This is a genomic window from Blautia sp. MCC269, assembly GCF_018785655.1.
Classification (GTDB): domain Bacteria; phylum Bacillota; class Clostridia; order Lachnospirales; family Lachnospiraceae; genus Blautia_A.
This window is the reverse complement of sequence record NZ_WQQE01000043.1, coordinates 49,939-69,843: the sequence shown is the minus strand read 5'-3', so window position 1 is coordinate 69,843 and position 19,905 is coordinate 49,939. Positions and strand designations below refer to the sequence as shown.

19 protein-coding genes, 2 tRNA genes and 1 riboswitch are annotated in these 19,905 nt (G+C 44.2%); of the genes, 7 read left to right on the top strand and 14 right to left on the bottom strand.

The genetic code is table 11. The features are described from left to right. Positions 1 to 9: 9 nt before the first annotated feature. Positions 10 to 711: a response regulator gene (locus GPK88_RS14745; protein ID WP_015524367.1), complete on the top strand. Its 702-nt coding sequence runs from the start codon at positions 10 to 12 to the stop codon at positions 709 to 711. Further along, the gene (locus GPK88_RS14740) at positions 708 to 2,117 is read left to right on the top strand and encodes a sensor histidine kinase (RefSeq protein WP_173761901.1); all 1,410 of its coding nucleotides are present in this window, start codon (positions 708 to 710) and stop codon (positions 2,115 to 2,117) included. The genes GPK88_RS14745 and GPK88_RS14740 overlap by 4 nt, the downstream gene beginning before the upstream one ends. 168 nt (positions 2,118 to 2,285) lie before the next feature. On the opposite strand, the gene GPK88_RS14735 is transcribed toward GPK88_RS14740, so the two are convergent. The 3 genes from GPK88_RS14735 to GPK88_RS14725 all read right to left on the bottom strand — a co-directional run bounded on the left by GPK88_RS14735 (position 2,286) and on the right by GPK88_RS14725 (position 5,191). Further along, positions 2,286 to 2,786, bottom strand: coding sequence for a tRNA (cytidine(34)-2'-O)-methyltransferase (locus tag GPK88_RS14735; RefSeq protein WP_021975912.1), 501 nt, complete (start codon positions 2,784 to 2,786; stop codon positions 2,286 to 2,288). A 3-nt stretch (positions 2,787 to 2,789) separates the two neighbouring features. Beyond that, the gene (locus tag GPK88_RS14730; protein WP_173761900.1) at positions 2,790 to 3,401 is read right to left on the bottom strand and encodes an AIR synthase-related protein; all 612 of its coding nucleotides are present in this window, start codon (positions 3,399 to 3,401) and stop codon (positions 2,790 to 2,792) included. Positions 3,402 to 3,505: 104 nt separating this feature from the next. Next, the gene (locus GPK88_RS14725; RefSeq protein WP_173761899.1) at positions 3,506 to 5,191 is read right to left on the bottom strand and encodes a B12-binding domain-containing radical SAM protein; all 1,686 of its coding nucleotides are present in this window, start codon (positions 5,189 to 5,191) and stop codon (positions 3,506 to 3,508) included. A gap of 225 nt (positions 5,192 to 5,416) precedes the next feature. On the opposite strand from GPK88_RS14725, the gene GPK88_RS14720 reads away from it, so the two are divergent. After that, the gene (locus GPK88_RS14720; protein ID WP_021975908.1) at positions 5,417 to 6,097 is read left to right on the top strand and encodes a Crp/Fnr family transcriptional regulator; all 681 of its coding nucleotides are present in this window, start codon (positions 5,417 to 5,419) and stop codon (positions 6,095 to 6,097) included. 2 nt (positions 6,098 to 6,099) lie between these two features. On the opposite strand, the gene trxA is transcribed toward GPK88_RS14720, so the two are convergent. Beyond that, positions 6,100 to 6,399, bottom strand: a complete 300-nt coding sequence (trxA, locus tag GPK88_RS14715; protein WP_173761898.1) for a thioredoxin — start codon at positions 6,397 to 6,399, stop codon at positions 6,100 to 6,102. A gap of 99 nt (positions 6,400 to 6,498) precedes the next feature. Then, the gene (locus GPK88_RS14710) at positions 6,499 to 7,407 is read right to left on the bottom strand and encodes an NAD(P)/FAD-dependent oxidoreductase (RefSeq protein WP_173761897.1); all 909 of its coding nucleotides are present in this window, start codon (positions 7,405 to 7,407) and stop codon (positions 6,499 to 6,501) included. 315 nt (positions 7,408 to 7,722) lie between these two features. On the opposite strand from GPK88_RS14710, the gene GPK88_RS14705 reads away from it, so the two are divergent. Continuing rightward, the gene (locus GPK88_RS14705; RefSeq protein ID WP_173761896.1) at positions 7,723 to 8,907 is read left to right on the top strand and encodes an iron-containing alcohol dehydrogenase; all 1,185 of its coding nucleotides are present in this window, start codon (positions 7,723 to 7,725) and stop codon (positions 8,905 to 8,907) included. 132 nt (positions 8,908 to 9,039) lie between these two features. Beyond that, a tRNA-Phe gene (locus GPK88_RS14700) sits at positions 9,040 to 9,112 on the top strand. A gap of 159 nt (positions 9,113 to 9,271) precedes the next feature. On the opposite strand, the gene GPK88_RS14695 is transcribed toward GPK88_RS14700, so the two are convergent. Further along, on the bottom strand, positions 9,272 to 10,351 hold the full coding sequence (locus tag GPK88_RS14695) for a 3D domain-containing protein (protein WP_173761895.1): 1,080 nt from the start codon (positions 10,349 to 10,351) through the stop codon (positions 9,272 to 9,274). 162 nt (positions 10,352 to 10,513) lie between these two features. Here GPK88_RS14695 and GPK88_RS14690 point away from each other — a divergent pair, with 162 nt between their 5' ends. After that, positions 10,514 to 11,212, top strand: coding sequence for a lysozyme family protein (locus GPK88_RS14690; RefSeq protein WP_148448199.1), 699 nt, complete (start codon positions 10,514 to 10,516; stop codon positions 11,210 to 11,212). A gap of 123 nt (positions 11,213 to 11,335) precedes the next feature. After that, positions 11,336 to 11,408, top strand: a tRNA-Gly gene (locus tag GPK88_RS14685). Positions 11,409 to 11,574: 166 nt separating this feature from the next. Here GPK88_RS14685 and GPK88_RS14680 read toward each other — a convergent pair. From GPK88_RS14680 to codY, 8 genes are all read right to left on the bottom strand, one after another. Beyond that, on the bottom strand, positions 11,575 to 12,759 hold the full coding sequence (locus GPK88_RS14680; protein WP_148448197.1) for a phosphoribosylaminoimidazolecarboxamide formyltransferase: 1,185 nt from the start codon (positions 12,757 to 12,759) through the stop codon (positions 11,575 to 11,577). Positions 12,760 to 12,789: 30 nt separating this feature from the next. After that, complete coding sequence (locus GPK88_RS14675; RefSeq protein WP_148448195.1) at positions 12,790 to 13,503, bottom strand: IMP cyclohydrolase; 714 nt, start codon at positions 13,501 to 13,503, stop codon at positions 12,790 to 12,792. Positions 13,504 to 13,590: 87 nt separating this feature from the next. After that, positions 13,591 to 13,672, bottom strand: a riboswitch (ZMP/ZTP riboswitch). Between the two features lie 68 nt (positions 13,673 to 13,740). Continuing rightward, complete coding sequence (locus tag GPK88_RS14670) at positions 13,741 to 14,415, bottom strand: peptidoglycan recognition protein family protein (protein ID WP_148448193.1); 675 nt, start codon at positions 14,413 to 14,415, stop codon at positions 13,741 to 13,743. Between the two features lie 169 nt (positions 14,416 to 14,584). Next, entirely contained in the window at positions 14,585 to 16,039 is a 1,455-nt protein-coding gene (gene guaB / locus GPK88_RS14665; protein ID WP_021975900.1) for an IMP dehydrogenase, read from the bottom strand. Between the two features lie 67 nt (positions 16,040 to 16,106). Further along, complete coding sequence (locus GPK88_RS14660; protein WP_148448191.1) at positions 16,107 to 16,610, bottom strand: DUF6106 family protein; 504 nt, start codon at positions 16,608 to 16,610, stop codon at positions 16,107 to 16,109. Between the two features lie 114 nt (positions 16,611 to 16,724). After that, entirely contained in the window at positions 16,725 to 18,344 is a 1,620-nt protein-coding gene (gene groL, locus GPK88_RS14655) for a chaperonin GroEL (RefSeq protein WP_148448189.1), read from the bottom strand. Positions 18,345 to 18,391: 47 nt separating this feature from the next. Beyond that, entirely contained in the window at positions 18,392 to 18,676 is a 285-nt protein-coding gene (groES, locus tag GPK88_RS14650) for a co-chaperone GroES (RefSeq protein WP_021651813.1), read from the bottom strand. Between the two features lie 340 nt (positions 18,677 to 19,016). Beyond that, the gene (gene codY / locus GPK88_RS14645; protein ID WP_021975897.1) at positions 19,017 to 19,802 is read right to left on the bottom strand and encodes a GTP-sensing pleiotropic transcriptional regulator CodY; all 786 of its coding nucleotides are present in this window, start codon (positions 19,800 to 19,802) and stop codon (positions 19,017 to 19,019) included. Positions 19,803 to 19,905: the final 103 nt, after the last annotated feature.

The window sequence follows — 19,905 nt, the reverse complement described above, 5'->3', positions numbered from 1 at the left end:
GCGGAAACCATGGCTACAAAACAGAAAATCCTCATTGTTGACGATGACAACAACATTGCAGAGCTGGTAGCTCTCTACCTCACAAAAGAATGCTTTGAGACCAAGATCGTAAATGACGGCGAGGAAGCCCTGAAGCAGTTCCATATTTTTCACCCGGATCTGATCCTTCTGGATCTGATGCTTCCGGGTATTGACGGATACCAGGTATGTCGTGAGATCCGTCATACTTCCGATGTACCGATCATCATGCTTTCCGCCAAAGGAGAAACCTTTGACAAAGTCCTGGGGCTGGAACTTGGAGCAGACGATTACATCATCAAACCTTTCGACTCCAAAGAACTGGTTGCCCGTGTCCGTGCAGTGCTCCGCAGATTCCATGTAAAATCACCCTCTGCCGCACCAAAGGAAAAATGTGTATCCTATCCGGATCTGGTGATCAACCTGACTAACTATTCTGTGACGTATATGGGACACCAGATCGACATGCCGCCAAAGGAACTGGAGCTTCTCTATTTCCTGGCAGCTTCTCCCAATCAGGTTTTCACAAGGGAGCAGCTTCTGGACCATATCTGGGGCTATGAATATATCGGGGATACCAGGACTGTAGACGTTCACATCAAGCGTCTCCGTGAGAAGATCAAGGATAATCCAAACTGGGCTCTTTCCACAGTCTGGGGCATCGGTTACAAATTTGAGGTAAAAGATTCATGAAGCAGCATCTTTATACCAAACTGCTGATCCTGTATTTTGTGTTGGGGGGAATCTGCTTTCTGCTGCTTTCCTCCGGCGGCTCCTACCTGGTAGAAAAAAGGCTTGAACGCTCCACCGGAGAGTACCTTTACCGCACAGCCAGCCAGATGGTTTCCGGAAATGAACTCCGTCAGGCTGTAAAAGACCCGGAAAACGACTCCCTTTCCCTGGCTCTTTCCTCTGCAGCGGCTTTTCAGAATGCAGACTTCTGGGTCATGGACACGGACGGAACCGTTCTGATAAACACAGATGAACAGTCTTCCGGCTCCGGTGAGATCACTGTCAAAAATTTCCGGCCTGCAGATTACGAAAATATCTGTTATTCTTCCGGTACGTTTTATGGGACATTCAAAACCACGCAGTTAAGCACCGTCGTTCCCATAAAAGATACAGACCAGGTGATCGGTTATCTGGCAGTCCACTACCCTATGAAAAACCTCTACGAAAGCCGCAGCAATATCGTAGAGGTCATGATCCTAATCTTTATTATTATTTACGCTTTGTTTTTCAGTTTCCTGCTGATTTATTTCTACCGGGTGCACAAACCGTTAAAAGAGATCCTGAAAGGTGCCCTGGAATTTGCAAACGGAAATCTTTCCTATACGATCCCGGTAGATTCTGAAGATGAGATGGGATATCTTTCCCATTCCCTGAATTATATGGCAGACAAGCTGAACAAAAACGGAGAATATCAGCGGCAGTTTATCTCCAACGTATCCCATGATTTCCGCTCACCTCTGACCTCCATCAAAGGATATGTGGAAGCCATGCTGGACGGTACCATCCCACCGGAAATGCAGGAACGCTATCTGAAAGTCATTGCTTTTGAATCCACCCGTCTGGAGAAACTTACCCGAAGCCTCCTTACTTTAAACGAACTGGATGTCAAAAAGCGGATGATGCATATGCGGCGTTTTGATATCAACGAAACCATCCGTACTACAGCAGCCTCTTTCGAGGGAACCTGTTCGGAACGGAACATCCGGCTGGAACTCCTTCTGGCAGGCAAAGAGCTGTTCGTCCGCGCGGATATGGAGCAGATCCAGCAGGTACTGTACAATTTATTGGATAATGCAGTAAAATTCAGCAGTGACAATTCTTCCATTACACTGGAAACAACCGTCAACCATGGCAAAGTTTTTGTCTCTGTCAAAGACCGGGGAACCGGAATTCCAAAAGAAAGTCTTTCCAAAATCTGGGACCGTTTCTACAAGATCGATGTCTCCCGTGGAAAAGACCGTAAGGGAACCGGCCTTGGACTCGCTATTGTGAAAGAGATCATCAACGCCCACAAACAGAATATCAATGTGATCAGCACTGTTGGCGTGGGAACAGAATTTATTTTTACCCTGGAAAAAGCAAAATAAAACATAAAAAACCTTTGATCCGAAAAGCTGTAAAAGAAATATTCCTTAATATTTCCTACAATCTTTCCAGATCAGAGGTTCTTTTATTTACTCTATAAATCTTCTTCGTCTTGCTATTCAGTATGTAAAGCAGACATGCACTTTCAATCTTTCAATCCGTTCACAATCTTATTTCCAGTCGTAATTTCTCAGGTGCCCTTCCAGATTCATATGTGCAAAATTATGCTGGCGCAGTGCCTCATAAAGAACAATGGCAACAGAATTGCTCAGATTCAGGGAACGGATGTCCCCGATCATGGGGATTCTCACGCAGGTTTCCTGATTTTTCACCAGGATATCCTCCGGAATTCCCGCACTTTCCTTGCCAAACATAATAAAACAGTCATCCTCATACTTTACATCTGTATAAGTCTGAGGCGCCTTGGTGGTTGCGTAATAGATCTTCGCTCCCGGATTCTTCTTGAGAAAATCCTCATAGTCCAGATATCTGGTCACATCCAGATGTTCCCAGTAATCCATGCCTGCACGCTTGATCGCCTTCTCATTGAGACGGAAACCAAGCGGCTCGATCAGATGTAATCTGGTTCCTGTTGCCACACAGGTTCTGCCGATATTACCTGTATTTGCCGGAATTTCCGGCTCATGGAGTACAATGTTTAAAACTCCCATTATTTATCCTCTTTTCATTATTTTAATCTCGTCTTCCGCCGGACGCTCCAGATATCTGGCATTTCCGCCGCTGTAAAGAAGCCTGTCATTTCCGGAATTGGTCTGCCCGATCACTGCTGCCATGATCCCTTCTCTTCGTAACTCCTGCACAAACGCATCGCCACCCTGGATTCCCAGAAGAATGCTTCCACCGGAAAGGAGTTTATAGGGATTCACATCAAAGATCTCACAGATCTCTATGGTTTCCTGTCGGATGGGTACGCTTCGAAGGTCTGCGCTAAGTCCCACTCCGGATGCTTCCGCCATTTTCCAGAGCGCAGACAGAAAGCCGCCTTCCCCCATCAGATACCTGGCACTGGCTCCGGACGCTTCCGCCATCTTCCAGACCTTATTGTTCTCTTTTTTCATTCCTGTTCCGTAAACTTCCGGAAGTTTTCCGGCATCTTCAAGAAACCGTTCCGAAAAAACTTCCCGCAGTCTGTCATGGTAGTTCTCTGCAATCCATGCCGTACCTTCTGCTGCCACAGGGCCTGCCACGATTAGTTCATCTCCGGGTTTCAGCTGTCCATCTATTTCCGCCTGAAGTGCCTCCAGTGCTTTTTTCCCAAGTTTCATAACTGCCGCCTTAATAAATGATCAGCGAAAGTACAGTCGGAACTACCATTGCAAGAACCAGAATAACTGCGATGATCGCTGTGATCACTTTTCTTTTTTTCGGATCAAACATTCCCATAATTTTTATTCACCTCATCTGTAATATCCGTTAATCGCGCATTGTTGGTCAAAGGATCCCTGTCTGTATAATCAAAAAGAATCTTCTTTCCATCTCGGAATACCTCGATATGGGCGGTCTTCGGGATTTTTTCCGCTTTCCGGTAATCCCAGATCATCCTCTCATAGGGCTTCTGATCGGATGCAAAGGATGGCCTGCTCTTTAAATTCTCACGAAGATAAAGATCCAGAAGCATCACATCGGAAAGGGCTTCCAACGGGATCTCTTTCTGTTCTCCGGCAAATTCCATCAGGATCTCATAGCGTCTCATCCTGGAATGAGAAATCTCCGAGTATCCTTTTTTCTCATAAAATCTGCCAAGTGCCTCATACATCCGGAAAGGATCTTCAAAATACTGTTCCAGAAATACAAGGGTGTGTTTGAACTGACCACTATTATAATACACTTCCACCATACTTTCCACCATTTTCAGCCTCAAAATCTCCCCGTAGGTCAGCCAGGCTGTGGAAAGCACCTCATAAGGTTCCCGGTCTTTGTAAAGGATCTGATATTCTCCGGTCATCTCCATCATATGGGAACCCTTCAGCACCTTCAGAAAACCAAGCTGAAACTGCTCCGGACGCAGTGCATAGACGTCGCAGAACGACTTATGGAAGCTGTCATATCCCTCATATGGAAGTCCTGCGATCAGATCCAGATGCTGGTGGATATTTCCAAAGCCGTGGATCTGCTCTACGATTCCTTTCAGTTTTTCAAAATCCATGGTTCTCCGAATAGCTTTGATGGTCTGCGGATTGGTGGACTGTACCCCGATCTCCAGCTGGATCAGGCCCGGGCGCATGGTTTTCATCAGAGCCAGTTCCTCCTCACGGAGAAGGTCCGCGGAAATTTCAAAATGGAAGTTCGTGATCCCGTTGTCATGCTCTGTAATATACCGCCAGATTGCCATGGCGTGATCATGTTTGCAGTTAAAGGTACGGTCTACAAATTTGACCTGTGGAACCTTATTGTCAATAAAAAACTGCAATTCGTTTTTTACAAGTTCGATATCACGGAACCGAAGCTTCTTGTCTATGGAAGAAAGACAGTAGCTGCAGGAAAACGGGCACCCTCTGCTGCTCTCATAATAGATGATACGGTTTTTAAACTCTGTAAGATTGCTGTATGCAAACGGAACTTTACTTAAATCCATCAGTTCCCGCCAGCCTGTGTGTACAATATCCGGGACTTTGGTTTCGTCATGAAAAGCCACACCTCGGATTTCTTTCAGGTTTTCCGGCTTTCTTTCTATATAATATCCTGCCAGTTCATGGAAAGTTTCCTCTCCCTCTCCTACCATCACACCAAAAAACGCGGGATTCTTTTTCAGAAATTCCACCGCATCGTAAGATACTTCCGGACCGCCTGCCCAGAAATCCACATGTGGAAGGATTTTCTTAAGATCCGGTACCAGTTCTTTTACAAAGGAAATATTCCAGATATAGCAGGAAAAACAGATCACATCCGGCTGTTCCAGATAAATGTCCTTTAAAATGTCATCCCGGATCTGGTTGATCGTATACTCTTTGATCACTACATTGGGACTGTACTTTCCGGAGCAGGATTTCAGGTTGTATACTGCAAGATTGGAATGGATATATTTTGCGTTGCACGCTGCAAGTAAGATCTTCAAAATTACTATTCTCCTAACTTCTGCCGGGTGACAGACTTCTACATCCGGCAGTTTTCATTCTTTCTCTGTCTGATTCTTTTCGCTTTATGATTATAACGTTCCAGCCCCCGGATGTAAATAGAAAAACAGGGATTCCCGGTATGCATAAAGATTCCGTTTCTGTTGTATTTCCATTCAAACAGCGTTAAAATGGATACTACATCTTTTATAAAGGAGTACCTTTTTATGGACCGAAACAGCTGCCTGAACTATTTTCAGGCTTTTCCCTTCTGGGAACATATGACCGAAGAAGACCAGGATTTTCTTCTTGATAATATCCGCGAACTCCATTACCCGGCAGGTGCTGCCATACAGTCAGAAGAACGCCAGTGCCTAGGAACTCTTTTTCTTCTGAAGGGCGTTCTCCGCGTGTACCTTCTGTCCTCTCAGGGAAAAGAAGCCACACTGTACCGTTTAAGGGACAGTGATATCTGCACCCTTTCCGCTTCCTGCATGCTTTCTGCCATCACATTTGATGTGCAGATCGATGCGGAAACAGACTGTGATCTGCTTCTGCTTCCGGCAGTTCCTTTTTCCCGGCTGATGAAAAACAATATCTATCTGGAAAATTTCATTTATAAACGGACAACCGAACATTTCTCGGATGTGATCGCAGGAATCGAACGGACATTTTTTATGACGTTACCTCAGAGGATTGCAGCCTTCCTTCTGGACGAAGCTGCAGATACCGGTTCCGATGAACTCACGCTCACCCAAGAAGCCATCGCCCGCTCCATCGGAAGCGCCAGGGAGGCAGTCAGCCGCAGCCTCAAAAAAATGAATAAAGACGGCTCTATCCAGATTTCACGGGGATCGATCCGCATTCTGGATAAAAGCCGTCTTTATGAAATGATGAATACTTTCTGATCTTACTGAAGTGCTGCCTCAAGCTCCGCTTTTGATGTCAGTCCCACAAAACGTGCTGTCTCTTTTCCACCCTTAAACACAAGCAGTGTAGGAATACTCATAATCTTATACTGCTGTGCAAGAGACGGTTCTTTATCTACGTCTACTTTCCCTACTTCGTATTCTGCTTCTGCCAGCTCTTCCACAACCGGAGCCTGACGTCTGCACGGTCCGCACCAGGTTGCCCAGAAATCTACCAGTACCGGTTTCTCTGCATTTAATACCTCAGTTTCAAAATTGTCTGTTGTAAAAACTTTTGCCATGATAAAATTCCTCCTTAAATTTATATGTTATGAAAATCCGATCATAATCCTGATCGTTATCAGTGTCTGCCGTTCTTCTGAATTTATGCTGTCTTCACTCTATGCCTGCCCTTTCAGAAGTTTCCGCACATACTGACAGGCAGAAAGTCCTGCCTGTGCTCCATCATGTACGGCCTTTGCCACCTGAAGAAGACCTCCGGTACAATCCCCTGCCGCGTACAGTCCGGGAACCGTTGTCTCCATCTCTTCATTCACCCTGATATTTCCTTTTTCATTCAGTTCCGCACCAATCTGACGGGCCATCTCTGAACTTCCGGCTGTACCCAATGCCACAAAAACACCTTCTGCAGGTGCAAATGACGTTTGCGGTTCGCCTGCTTCCTGTAAGGATACATCTCCTTTCAGGCGAAGTCCCTGAACACGCTCATCTCCCTCAATTGCCTGAATTTTCATGGTATTCACGTCAATTGCATTCTCTTTTGAAAATTCCGGTTTCTTTCCATCTGTAAAAATCGTCACATGGGAAGCTGTATGAGAAAGTTCCTCAGCTTCATGAAGAGCAAAATCACTGTTTCCAAGAACTGCTACATCTTTTCCACGGTAGAAAAATGCATCGCATACTGCACAGTAGCTGACTCCTTTTCCTTCAAATTCCTTCACTCCCGGAATTTTCGCGGAGGCTCTTTTGCTTCCGGTTGCCAGGATCACACTGCGGGCTTCAAAATCGCCTTCGGTTGTTTTTACCTCAAAGGTATCAAAGCCTCCCATTCCCACAACCTGTGCATCCAGAATCCTGACGCCAAGTGCCCTGGCCTGCTCAAGTCCTCTTTCAAAAAGTTCTTTTCCGGAAAGAGGTCTCTCAAGTCCGTAATAATTCTCGATCTTCTCTGCTTTTTCCAGTGAACCAATTCCTGTATTGATGATCAGCGGGTCCATATTTCCTCTCGCTGCATAAAGAGCTGCGGAAATTCCTGCCGGGCCTGCTCCTACGATAATGATATTTTCCATTTCAGACACCTGCTTTCTTCTGCTTCTTTGAAATCTGTTTTATAATATACGCTCTGCATCGGTCTGTTTCTGTGATTAAGTCACTTTTACTTTCTCACAAAAACTATTATACCACATCCTTTTGGAATTACATCCCCTTTATCACCTTTATCTTCCCTGTTTTTCCTGTCGCAAACGTTTTCCGAAATCTTGCACCCGGCCCTCTTCTATGCTATTATTATAACGGTTTGCTAATGCAAATCATCCATTTTTGCTTTTAATTAATTTTCGTGATTTCGAATAGATCAATTATGAAATAAGGGAGAGTTGTTTATTATGAGAAGTTTTGAATATTTTACCCCCACACGGGTGGTTTTTGGAAAAGATACACATCTTAAAATTGCCACACTTCTGAAAGAACAGAACTGTAAAAAAGTTCTGATCCACTATGGTGGACACAGTGCCGTCAAATCCGGTCTTATTAATGAGATCAGATCCGTACTTGACGAGGCAGGGATTGCCTATGTAACTCTTGGCGGCGTCGTTCCCAATCCGCATCTTTCCAAAGTCCGGGAAGGAATCGAACTCTGTCGCAGAGAAAATGTGGATTTTCTTCTTGCCGTAGGAGGCGGAAGTGTTATTGATTCCTGTAAGGCCATCGGTTACGGTCTTGCAAATCCGGAAACAGACGTATGGAACTTTTTCCTCCGCACAGAAACTCCAAAAGCATGTCTTCCAGTTGGTGTAATCCTTACCATCGCAGCTTCCGGAAGTGAAATGAGCAATTCCTGTGTCATCACAAATGAAGAGGGCTGGCTGAAGCGCAGTACTGCCCGAAATGACCTGTGCAGGCCACGTTTTGCCATTTTAAATCCACGGCTTACATACACCTTACCTCAGTATCAGACAGAAAGCGGCTGTGTGGATATCCTGATGCATACCATGGAACGGTATTTTGTAAATATCGAAACTATGGAAATTACAGACAGCATCAGCGAATCTCTGATGCAGACGGTAATCTACAATTCCCGTATCTTGCTGAAAGAGCCGGATAATTACACTGCCAGGGCAGAAATCATGTGGGCAGGAAGTCTCTCCCACAACGGCCTCACCGGCTGTGGAACCGGCGGCGGTGACTGGGCATGTCACCAGCTGGAACATGAACTTGGCGGAACTTACGATGTAGCTCACGGTGCCGGTCTGGCCGCACTGTGGGGAAGCTGGGCCCGTTATGTCTATGACGCAAATCCAGAACGTTTTGCCCAGTTTGCTACCAACGTATTTGAAATCCCATGCAGCATCGATTTCAACAAAACCGCACTTGCCGGTATTGAAGCCATGGAAGATTATTTCCGTTCCATTCAGATGCCTACCAGCCTTCATGAGCTTGGTCTTGATCTTACAGAAAAAGATATCCACGATCTGGCATTTAAGTGCAGTTATGAAGATACCCGTACCATCGGTGTCTTCAAACAGTTAAATATGAAAGATATGGAAAAAATTTATCTGGCTGCCCGCTGAATTTGCCGCATATAATATTGCAGATGTTTTTTTGAAAATCGGATTTTTCAGAAAAACATCTGCTTTTTTTCATTTTCCCCTTGCATTCTCTACATAAATGTGTTAAAGTAACAAAGTGCTCGAAAGAGACATGCCCAGATAGCTCAGTTGGTAGAGCAGAGGACTGAAAATCCTCGTGTCGCTGGTTCGATTCCGGCTCTGGGCATTATTTTTTTGCTCTGTTCACAGTTCCTGTTTCCTGTTGAACAGAGTTTTTCTTTTTATAAATAAAAAATACTGCATTCGACATTTTCTGATAAAGCGGATATTTATATTCCGATTTATACATTAAGTCTGATGCAGTATTTTTTGTTATACGGCGTTTTTACTGAAGCAGATAAACTTCTGTATAAAATACACCTTTCTCCTCTGCCTCTGAATGTGTGGCAACATAAACATCAATACAGTTGGTACGGATCGCACCTCCGCAATCCTCCGCCACGTAAACCTGTCCATTGATCACCACCTTGGAACCATATGGAATCTGGCTGGGGTCTACTGCTATGGTGTGATTGGTTGTTGCCGTTACACCTGTAGATGTGATTCCATTTGACCATGGACCACAGCAGATACTGCATGGGCAGTAATGGGTAATACGGAAAGTTCCCAAAGATTTCAGTGTGGCATCGGAAGAAACTGATACCGGAGTTCCGACTTTTACACCATTGGCAGATGTTCCGGAACCACCCGTAGACGTTACGCCGTCCACAGCGTCTGCAAAAATACCTTCTCCGGAACTCTTGGTAAGGGAACCTGCTTTTGTTTTCTTTTCCTGCTCTGCTTTGGCTACTTCGTTCTCCTGATATCCTTCCAGACAGCTGGTAGGAATATATCCAGTCTGCTGTGCACCGCTGTCATCGGTGTAAACGATCCGGCTCCAGATATCATCTACAGTACCAGTTCTCTTCAGCTCATCATCCTGAAGAACTTCTCCTACTACTTCTCCGTCTTTTTTTCCCGGATAATCAAGAATATCGCTGTCTTTGGCTGCCGTGACTGTATCCGTAAATTTATTCACGGTTTCCGTATCACTGAGCACGCTATCCTGAACATAACCGATAATCTTGTCCTCTCCGTCTTTCTGAAACGTAACTTTACTCCATCCGTTGTCACATACGGCAACTCTCTCAAGTTTCGTTCCCAGAAGAACGGATCGAAGTTCTGATCCACTCTCTCCGGGATTGGACCGAATTGCGGTATTCTTCGCAGTGACATAAAGGGTGTCCGTCTTCGCCAGTGCATTTACTGTATTTCCTTCCCCATCATCAATCTGAAACTGCTGAGGGGATTTTTTCTCCTGTGTATATGTATTCAGTGTTGCTTCATATCCAAGTACCTCTGCAGATGCTGATACAGGGAATATCATGGAAGCACACAAAATAACTGCAAGAAGCCTTTTACGCATGAAATCTTGCCTCCTTTTTTCCGGCATTCTGCGGTTTGTCCCGACTATCATAGCATATCAGATCGTATTTTGCAATTTTGTAGGTCAGTCTTCAGAAAATTTTAACAAAAAGATCACATTTCTTAACTGGTCAAATCACCATCCGACGGGTAAAATAAGCTTATGAATACAAAACGAAAAACCCCTAAACTTACAAAAAAACAACGCCAGCGTCTCCGCGTACGCCAGGTTCGCAGACAGAAGTTCTTTCTGGGCTTGATCTTTTTACTGGTCCTCGGATGCATTTTTCTGCGTTTATCCAGATTTTCCGGAAAGCAGACAAATACGTATCAGATCAATGCATCCTGTGAAGCCTACCGAGATGAAGTTACCACGGAAGCCGCCCAATATGGCATGTCTGACTATGTAGATCTGATCCTGGCGGTTATGATGCAGGAAAGCTCCGGCCAGGGAACCGATCCCATGCAGTCATCCGAAGGCGCTTATAATACGCAGTATCCCCAGCAGCCTAACGGAATCACAGATCCTTCCTATTCTATCTCCTGTGGAATCCAGGAGCTGAAATATGCCCTGGATAAATCCGGATGCACAGGACCCGCTGATCTGCCCCATATCCGTCTTGCCCTGCAGGCCTATAATTTTGGTACAGACTCTTATTTCTCTTATCTTGCCAAAAACGGAGAAACCTCCTGGACAACCGAAAGCGCCCAGGCATTTGCCCAGATGGCAAGTGGTGGCAAGCAGCGTGATGAAGACGATCCCCTTCACGATCCGGCAGGTCCATGGGATTACGGTGACCAGTATTACCCGGACCATGTACTTCGCTATTATCACATAAGCAGTGAATCTGAAACGTCTTGATCCGGAAATGTCTTCTTTTTTTCAATTTTTCAAAAAAATGCAAAAAAAGATTTGACATGCTTTAAAATCTGTGCTAATATATGTCTTGTCGATGAGGGAAACACCTCATAAGATAAGACAAATGCGATAGTGGCGTAGTTGGTAACGCGCGACCTTGCCAAGGTCGAGACCGCGGGTTCGAGCCCCGTCTATCGCTCTTCGGAACTCTGAATGATTCAGAGTTCTTTTTTTATTTCACAAAAAACAAGCACAAAATGGCGCAAAAAATCCCGGATCCGGAATTTCCTGATAGAAATCCAGATCCGGGATCTTTTATGTAAGACAGACATTCATATTCTGCCCCATTATATGTTCATGATATTTTAGTGATGGAAAAGTCTGATTCCTGTAAATGCCATTACCATTCCATACTTATTGCAGGTATCGATAACTGCGTCATCGCGGACAGATCCGCCCGGCTCTGCAATATATTTCACGCCACTCTTATGTGCGCGCTCAATATTATCACTGAACGGGAAGAATGCATCTGAACCAAGAGTCACATCTGTAAGACCATCCAGCCATGCACGCTTCTCTTCTCTTGTGAACACTTCCGGCTTCTCGGTAAATGTTTTCTCCCATGCGCCATCTGCAAGAACATCCATATACTCCTCACCAATATAAACATCAATGGCATTGTCTCTCTCTGCACGTGTAATGGTATCTTTAAATGGAAGATTCAGCACCTTCGGGCACTGACGGAGATACCAGTTATCTGCCTTCTGGCCTGCAAGACGTGTACAGTGAACACGTGACTGCTGACCAGCACCAACACCGATCGCCTGTCCGTCTTTTACGAAGCATACGGAATTGGACTGCGTATATTTCAAAACGATCAGAGAAACCTTCAGATCCCTCTTTGCTTCCTCTGTAAGCTCTTTATTTTCTGTTACAATATTAGAGATCAGTTCATCATCAATTGCAAGTTCCTGACGTCCCTGCTCAAAAGTAACACCAAATACCTGCTTGTGTTCCAGCGGCTCCGGAACATAATTTTCATCGATCTGGATTACATTGTAGTTGCCTTTTTTCTTCTGTTTCAGGATTTCCAGCGCTTCCTCTGTATATCCCGGTGCGATCACACCATCCGAAACCTCTCTTTTGATCAGCATTGCGGTATCTTTGTCGCAGACATCAGAAAGAGAAATGAAATCACCGAAAGATGACATACGGTCTGCACCTCTTGCTCTTGCATACGCACATGCAAGCGGGGAAAAATTCTTCCAGTCCATATCATCTACCCAGTAGATCTTGGCCAGGGTCTCATTCAGTGGAAGTCCGATGGAAGCACCTGCCGGAGATACATGTTTAAAAGAAGTTGCTGCCGGAAGTCCGGTTGCTTTCTTAAGGTCACGTACCAGCTGCCAGCCGTTAAATGCATCCAGGAAGTTGATATATCCCGGTCTTCCGGAAAGTACCTGGATCGGAAGTTCACTTCCGTCTGCCATATAAATCTTGGATGGTTTCTGGTTTGGGTTGCATCCGTATTTTAACTGTAATTCTTTCATGGAAAAATCCTCCGTTCTCTACGATATCGATTATTTATTCTTGTTTACAATTCTGGATTCATATTTACCTGTTTCAATGTCAATGAAACGGACAAACAGAGAAACTTTATTGTCCTTGTTCAGGCTCTCCCAGAGAAGGTTGGTAAAATCATCAATATCATCCGGAATCTCTACCGGCTTCGGCTCTCCCTCAAAACTTGGAAGCGGGTTTCCGTCGCATTTATAAGTATGAATGAAGCGTCCCTGTCCTGCTGCCGCATTCTCATAAGCAAATGTATAACGGAGGCAGGAATCTGGATTTCCATTATTGCTCTTTAAGATAGACATTGCATAGCTGAATTTTCCGTTTTCCACATGAAGAACACCGGAAATACGAGGTGTGTAATTCGGTGCATCTGGCTCAAATTCTCTGCTGCGGAGTGACTGCTCAAAAGTAAGCTGTCTGTCCATGCCTTCATAGATGGTATCTGTCTGATCCCCATTTGTTACGATCGTCTTGTTTCCAAGGACACGTACCGGTGCATAAATAATCAGGCTCGGGTCTGTAAGTTTGGACGGGTCAAATGCCTGTGTGCGGATTCCCTCACCATCCTCAACAAAAATACGGTTTCTGCTGTTCTCACTTCTTCCCATGATAAAATATGCGGTAACAGCGTGCTTTCCGTCAGCGGAACGTCCAATCACAATTCCTCTTCCTGGGTAGGAATTCTCTTTCAGTTCTTTTTCAAGTGAAAATGTAGTCATTTTTCACAGTCCTCCTTGTCTAATGTAAGGCCCGGGGATCATTCCAGGTATCAGCAGGTAACAAAAAACCGCCTGGACACCCCTTTATCAGGCTGCCCAGGCGGTCGGCTTCTCATTTCACTGCACTCCCTGTAGGTAATCCTACTTTCCGCCAGTCATGCAGCTTCTGTTGTTATACTACAATACTTCTTCTGAATTTTCAAGTCCCAATTTTCAGAAATTATTTTTTCATACTGTCTATTTTCCCTGCAGTTCATAATCTGCCTGAATCTGTGCGGCAATATCTGATTTCATCTGAATCCATGCATCCGGATTTTCCACATAATATTTCGGACAGTCTTTTCCTGTAACATCATAATGCCGGATCACCTGATCCGCCGTCAGTCCAAACCGTGTACAGAGCCAGGCTGTCAGCTTCACTGCCGAACTATATGTTGCCTCATTAAACTGTCCTGTATCATCCAAGTGACAACATTCAATAGATAAGGTGTCCACATTTCTGGAATTCGTAGCATAGGACATTTCTGAGGTAGGAATGCACTGTACCACTTCGCCATCCAGACCTATTACAAAATGACTGCTGACTTTGTTTTCCTGTGTTGTTGCAAGATTTTCGAAATAATTCCGGTTGGACATTGCTGTAGATCCTGGATTGGCAGTATAGTGAATGGCAATATAATTCACCTGTTCAATGGGAATCTGAGGCCTAGAATACGAATTCGGCGTCAGAAGTTCCACGTCAATATAGGGGGCACCCTCTTCCTGCCACTGTTCTGGCCCACTGTTGCCATCGTTTTCCTGAACGGAACCTGTCTCATCAGAATAAATTCTGTCCTCTTCCATACGCATCTCAAAAAATCCATATCCTAATGCACATACCGCAGATATAACAATTACAAAAATCAGAATCATCACTGTTTTTCGAAGAAATTTCAGCGGTTTATTTTTGCGGGAGGTTTTCCTTTTCTTCTTTTTTACGGAATTTGCGGCAGGTTCTGAAGAAGTTTTTTTTACGGAAACAGGCCGCCCGCTATGGGACGGCCTGGGTGACTTCTTACCTGTCTTACCTTTTTTTCCTGTATTACTCATCTACACTGTAGTTTGGAGCCTCTTTTGTGATATGGATATCATGCGGATGTGACTCCTTAAGAGATGCAGCGGAGATTTTAATAAATCTGCCTGTTGTTTTCAGCTTCTCAATGTTCTCTGCTCCACAGTAACCCATCCCGGATCTTAAACCACCAATTAACTGGAATACGGTATCTTCAACATGTCCCTTATATGCAACACGTCCTTCAACACCTTCCGGTACAAGCTTCTTCGCATTCTCCTGGAAATAACGATCCTTGCTGCCATTCTCCATAGCTGCAATAGATCCCATTCCACGGTATACTTTATATTTTCTTCCCTGATAAAGCTCGAATGTTCCCGGGCTCTCATCACATCCTGCGAACATGCTTCCCATCATGCAGACATTGGCTCCGGCTGCGATAGCCTTGGTGATGTCTCCGGAATACTTGATTCCACCATCTGCAATGATCGGGATTCCATAGCTGTTGGCTACTTCATAGCAATCCATAACTGCTGTAACCTGCGGAACACCGATACCTGCAACAACACGTGTGGTACAGATAGATCCAGGTCCGATACCAACCTTAACTGCATCTACACCAGCCTCGATCAGAGCCTTGGTAGCAGCACCTGTTGCAACGTTACCTGCGATAACCTGAAGTTCCGGATATGCAGCCTTGATCTCACGAACTGCTTTTAAGATATTCTCGGAATGACCATGTGCGGAATCGATAACGATAACATCTACGTTAGCCTTAACAAGTGCATCCACACGAGCAAGTACATTAGCTGTGATACCAACTGCCGCACCGCAGAGAAGACGTCCCTGTGCATCCTTGGCTGCAAGCGGATATTTAATCTGTTTCTCGATATCCTTGATGGTAATGAGTCCTTTTAAATTAAAGTCGTCATCTACAATGGGTAATTTCTCCTTACGGGATTTCGCAAGGATCTTCTTGGCATCCTCAAGTGTGATTCCTTCCTTGGCTGTGATCAGTCCTTCAGAAGTCATGCACTCCTTGATCTTTCTGCTGAAATCTGTCTCAAATTTAAGATCACGGTTTGTGATAATACCTACAAGTTTTCTGCCTTCTGTAATCGGAACACCGGAAATACGGTATTTCGCCATCAGATCATTGGCATCTTTCAGTGTATGCTCCGGTGAAAGATAAAATGGATCTGTAATAACACCGTTCTCAGAACGTTTAACCTTATCAACCTCTTCTGCCTGTGCTTCAATGGACATATTCTTGTGGATGATACCGATACCACCCTGTCTGGCCATGGCAATTGCCATTCTGTGCTCTGTAACTGTGTCCATTCCCGCACTCATCATGGGGATATTCAGCTTTACTTTCTTGGTTAAATACGTTGAAACATCTACCTGATTCGGAATTACTTTAGAATAAGCTGGAACCAGAAGAACGTCATCAAACGTAATGCCTTCACCAATAATAGTACCCATTGCATTTCCTCCCTTGTGTAAGATATTTTAAATTTGTGAACTAGTGTAACAAAAAACAAGTTTCATGTCAATCCAAAAAAACTTTACTTGGTGCAGAATTTTTCATGGTGTTTGCCAGGGCGTCATCTAATTCGAGAATCACTTTGCATGTTTCACCACCGTCTCTTGTGATCATGGCATAACGTTTATGATCCTCAATACCGGAGGAAAAATCCATCACTTTCATTTTCTGATTTCCGTTGTAATAGTCCATTCTGTGGGATTTCAGAGGTGCTACAAGATCTGCTTCCGCAAGCTGGATGGATTTTACTCTTTTTCTCTTGGACTTGGACATAATCATATCAATATCCAGCTCACCATTTACAAACAGATACTCGTATTCCAGATCTGTTTTCGGTATTACAAAATAACAGGCAACACCGAGCGCAACAGCCGGCACCAGTAAAAGACCGTTCACTAAAAGGCCTCCTATAGCCATGATCACTGTCAGTACAATAAGACCGTATTTCACAACCATATCCTTTGCTGTCTGTTTCTTCTTTACCAGAAGTTCTGAATATAAGTCACTCATTTGCTTCTTCCTTTCGTAATTTACTGATTTTTTTGATTATAACACAAAAAGAGGGCCGCGTCCATGACGCAGGCCCTCTTATTTTGTGAACAATTTCACCTGCTTAGCTGATTATTACATCATTCCCATTCCCGGGTTTGCTGCCGGAGCAGGAGTATCTTCTTTGATTGTGGAAACTACAGCCTCTGTTGTAAGGAGTGTAGATGCAACGCTTGTAGCATTCTGAAGAGCACTTCTTGTAACCTTGGCCGGGTCAAGAATTCCGTTCTCAACCATGTTTACATATTTCTCATTGAGAGCATCGAATCCTGTACCAACCTCAGACTCTCTTACTTTGTTGATGATAACAGCGCCTTCCAGTCCTGCGTTTGCAGCGATGTGGAACAGTGGTGCCTCAAGAGCTTTCAGGATTACATAAGCTCCTGTCTTCTCATCTCCCTCAAGTGTTGTTGCAAGTTTTGCAACTTCTTTTGAAGCGTGGATGTAAGCAGATCCGCCACCTGCAATAATACCTTCCTCAACAGCTGCTCTTGTTGCTGCAAGAGCATCCTCAAGACGAAGTTTTGCTTCTTTCATCTCTGTCTCAGTAGCAGCACCTACACGGATAACAGCTACGCCGCCAGCCAGTTTTGCAAGTCTCTCCTGAAGTTTCTCTTTATCGAACTCGGATTTTGTCTCCTCGATCTGAGCACGGATCTGTGCAACACGTTTTGCAATGGCATCTTTGTCACCGAGACCATCAACGATAACTGTGTTCTCTTTTGCAACTTTAACAGATTTTGCACGTCCAAGCTGCTCCATCTTAGCTTCTTTCAGGTCAAGACCAAGCTCATCGGAGATCACCTGTCCGCCTGTCAGGATCGCGATATCCTGAAGCATCTCTTTTCTTCTGTCACCATAGCCAGGAGCTTTTACAGCTACTACCTGGAAGGTTCCTCTCAGTTTGTTGACGATCAGAGTTGTAAGGGCCTCACCCTCAACATCCTCAGCGATGATGAGAAGTTTCGCACCGGCCTGAACAACCTGCTCAAGAAGTGGAAGGATCTCCTGGATATTGCTGATCTTCTTGTCTGTGATCAGGATGTACGGATCATCAAGAGTTGCCTCCATTTTCTCCATATCTGTGGACATGTATGCGGAAATATATCCACGGTCAAACTGCATACCTTCTACAAGGTCAAGCTCTGTATGCATGGTCTTGGACTCCTCAACAGTGATAACACCGTCTTTGGAAACTTTCTCCATAGCATCAGCAACAAGCTGTCCAACCTGCTCATCACTTGCAGAGATTGCTGCTACGTTAGCGATCTGCTCTTTGCCGTTGATTGCCTGGCTCATGTTCTTGATCGCTTCTACTGCAACATCTGTTGCTTTTTTCATACCTTTTCTGAGGATGATCGGGTTGGCACCTGCTGCCAGGTTCTTCATTCCCTCATGAACCATTGCCTGAGCAAGTACAGTCGCTGTTGTAGTACCATCACCTGCTACATCGTTTGTCTTGGATGCAACTTCCTTGATGATCTGAGCACCCATGTTCTCGAATCCGTCCTCAAGCTCGATCTCTTTTGCGATGGAAACACCATCGTTTGTGATAAGCGGAGCACCGAAAGATTTGTCAAGTACTACGTTTCTTCCTTTCGGTCCAAGTGTTACTCTTACTGTATCTGCAAGTTTATTTACACCAGCTTCAAGTGCTGCTCTTGCTTCTGCGCCATATTTAATTTCTTTTGCCATGATAAAATGACCTCCTATTTATATTGATATACGATAAGATGTTTATATTATTTAATAACTGCCAGGATATCTTCCTGTTTTACAATGATGTAATCCGTACCATCCATCTTAACTTCTGTTCCTGCATATTTGGAGTAAATAACAGTGTTTCCGACTTCTACTTCCATCTTTACTTCTTTGCCATTTACAACTCCGCCAGGACCAACTGCGATAACTTCTGCCTGCTGTGGTTTCTCCTGTGCCTGTCCCGGAAGTACGATTCCGGATGCTGTTGTCTCTTCTGCCTCAACCTGTTTTAATACTACTCTGTCGCCTAAAGGTACTAACTTCATGATCTATGTTCCTCCTTATCAGTTCCATTTTCGTTTGCTAGCACTCGCTTTCTACGAGTGCTAATCACTATGGCTATATTAGTGAATTTCACGTTTTTTCGCAACTCTTTTAAGATATACTATTTCTAGTTTATTCTCTTTATATCTCTTTTATACTCTTGTTTTCTCTTATTTTCTTAATTTCATTATTTATTTTGATTTTTTCTAAAAAGATACACTTTCCTTTTATGCGATCCTGCAAAAGAATTTCAGTAAAAAAGAGACTGCCCACAATAACGGGTAGTCTCTTTCGTCACGTTCTTTATCTTATATTATCAGTCGGCAGATAATGCAGATCGCATTATGCCTTTTTGTTTCTCTGTGCCTTGATCTCCTCAAGCTCGTCGAAGATTACTTCATTAAGAACCTTAATGTAAGTTCCCTTCATACCGGAAGAACGGGACTCGATCACACCTGCACTCTCAAATTTACGCAGTGCATTTACGATCACAGATCTGGTGATACCTACGCGGTCAGCAATCTTGCTGGCAACAAGGATGCCTTCGTCTCCATCCAGTTCATCAAAGATATGGATGATCGCCTCAAGCTCTGAGAAGGACAGGGTACTGAACGCAGATTTCACGATCTGCTGCTTTCTGTCTTCCTCCGCATTCTCATCATGAACCGCACGCATCATTTCCAGACCTACAACAGTTGTACCGTACTCACTGACAATAATATCTTCAATATCATACGGATGATCGTTACGATACATAAATAATGTTCCCAGTCTCTCACCTGCAATATCGATAGGGTTTACGATTCCCTGATAATTCCCTGGTACATGCTCAAAGCCAAGTGTCTGGAGATTGACATTCTCCTTGGTAGAAAGAACGCCAAGAAATCTCTCGTTCAATAACGGATCAATATGTCCGCCGATCTTATCATCGATCAGCTCTGTGATCTCATCTACGCCCGGACAGATACTGACTCCCAGAACCTTACCTTTCTTACTGAGTACCAGGATGTTGGAACTTAAGGTTTCCATGAGCACCTGGCAAATGTCGTTAAACACTACCTTGCTTGAGCTGCTGTTATGCAGAAGCTTATTGATTTTTCTAGTTTTATCTAGCAACTGAACGCTCATTTTTTCCTCCTTTCACTTTCGTACCTTGAAAGAAATCGTTTTTCTAGTCTAATATTACACGTTATTCTGGAAATTTACAAGACATTTTTATATTTTTTTTATT

Excerpts from the sequence above, each read along its gene's own strand:
- GPK88_RS14745 (WP_015524367.1), top strand. The coding sequence starts at position 10 with ATGGCTACAAAACAGAAAATCCTCATTGTTGACGATGACAACAACATT.
- GPK88_RS14740 (WP_173761901.1), top strand. The coding sequence starts at position 708 with ATGAAGCAGCATCTTTATACCAAACTGCTGATCCTGTATTTTGTGTTG.
- GPK88_RS14735 (WP_021975912.1), bottom strand. The coding sequence starts at position 2,786 with ATGGGAGTTTTAAACATTGTACTCCATGAGCCGGAAATTCCGGCAAAT.
- GPK88_RS14730 (WP_173761900.1), bottom strand. The coding sequence starts at position 3,401 with ATGAAACTTGGGAAAAAAGCACTGGAGGCACTTCAGGCGGAAATAGAT.
- GPK88_RS14720 (WP_021975908.1), top strand. The coding sequence starts at position 5,417 with ATGGACCGAAACAGCTGCCTGAACTATTTTCAGGCTTTTCCCTTCTGG.
- trxA (WP_173761898.1), bottom strand. The coding sequence starts at position 6,399 with ATGGCAAAAGTTTTTACAACAGACAATTTTGAAACTGAGGTATTAAAT.
- GPK88_RS14710 (WP_173761897.1), bottom strand. The coding sequence starts at position 7,407 with ATGGAAAATATCATTATCGTAGGAGCAGGCCCGGCAGGAATTTCCGCA.
- GPK88_RS14705 (WP_173761896.1), top strand. The coding sequence starts at position 7,723 with ATGAGAAGTTTTGAATATTTTACCCCCACACGGGTGGTTTTTGGAAAA.
- GPK88_RS14695 (WP_173761895.1), bottom strand. The coding sequence starts at position 10,351 with ATGCGTAAAAGGCTTCTTGCAGTTATTTTGTGTGCTTCCATGATATTC.
- GPK88_RS14690 (WP_148448199.1), top strand. The coding sequence starts at position 10,514 with ATGAATACAAAACGAAAAACCCCTAAACTTACAAAAAAACAACGCCAG.
- GPK88_RS14680 (WP_148448197.1), bottom strand. The coding sequence starts at position 12,759 with ATGAAAGAATTACAGTTAAAATACGGATGCAACCCAAACCAGAAACCA.
- GPK88_RS14675 (WP_148448195.1), bottom strand. The coding sequence starts at position 13,503 with ATGACTACATTTTCACTTGAAAAAGAACTGAAAGAGAATTCCTACCCA.
- GPK88_RS14670 (WP_148448193.1), bottom strand. The coding sequence starts at position 14,415 with ATGATTCTGATTTTTGTAATTGTTATATCTGCGGTATGTGCATTAGGA.
- guaB (WP_021975900.1), bottom strand. The coding sequence starts at position 16,039 with ATGGGTACTATTATTGGTGAAGGCATTACGTTTGATGACGTTCTTCTG.
- GPK88_RS14660 (WP_148448191.1), bottom strand. The coding sequence starts at position 16,610 with ATGAGTGACTTATATTCAGAACTTCTGGTAAAGAAGAAACAGACAGCA.
- groL (WP_148448189.1), bottom strand. The coding sequence starts at position 18,344 with ATGGCAAAAGAAATTAAATATGGCGCAGAAGCAAGAGCAGCACTTGAA.
- groES (WP_021651813.1), bottom strand. The coding sequence starts at position 18,676 with ATGAAGTTAGTACCTTTAGGCGACAGAGTAGTATTAAAACAGGTTGAG.
- codY (WP_021975897.1), bottom strand. The coding sequence starts at position 19,802 with ATGAGCGTTCAGTTGCTAGATAAAACTAGAAAAATCAATAAGCTTCTG.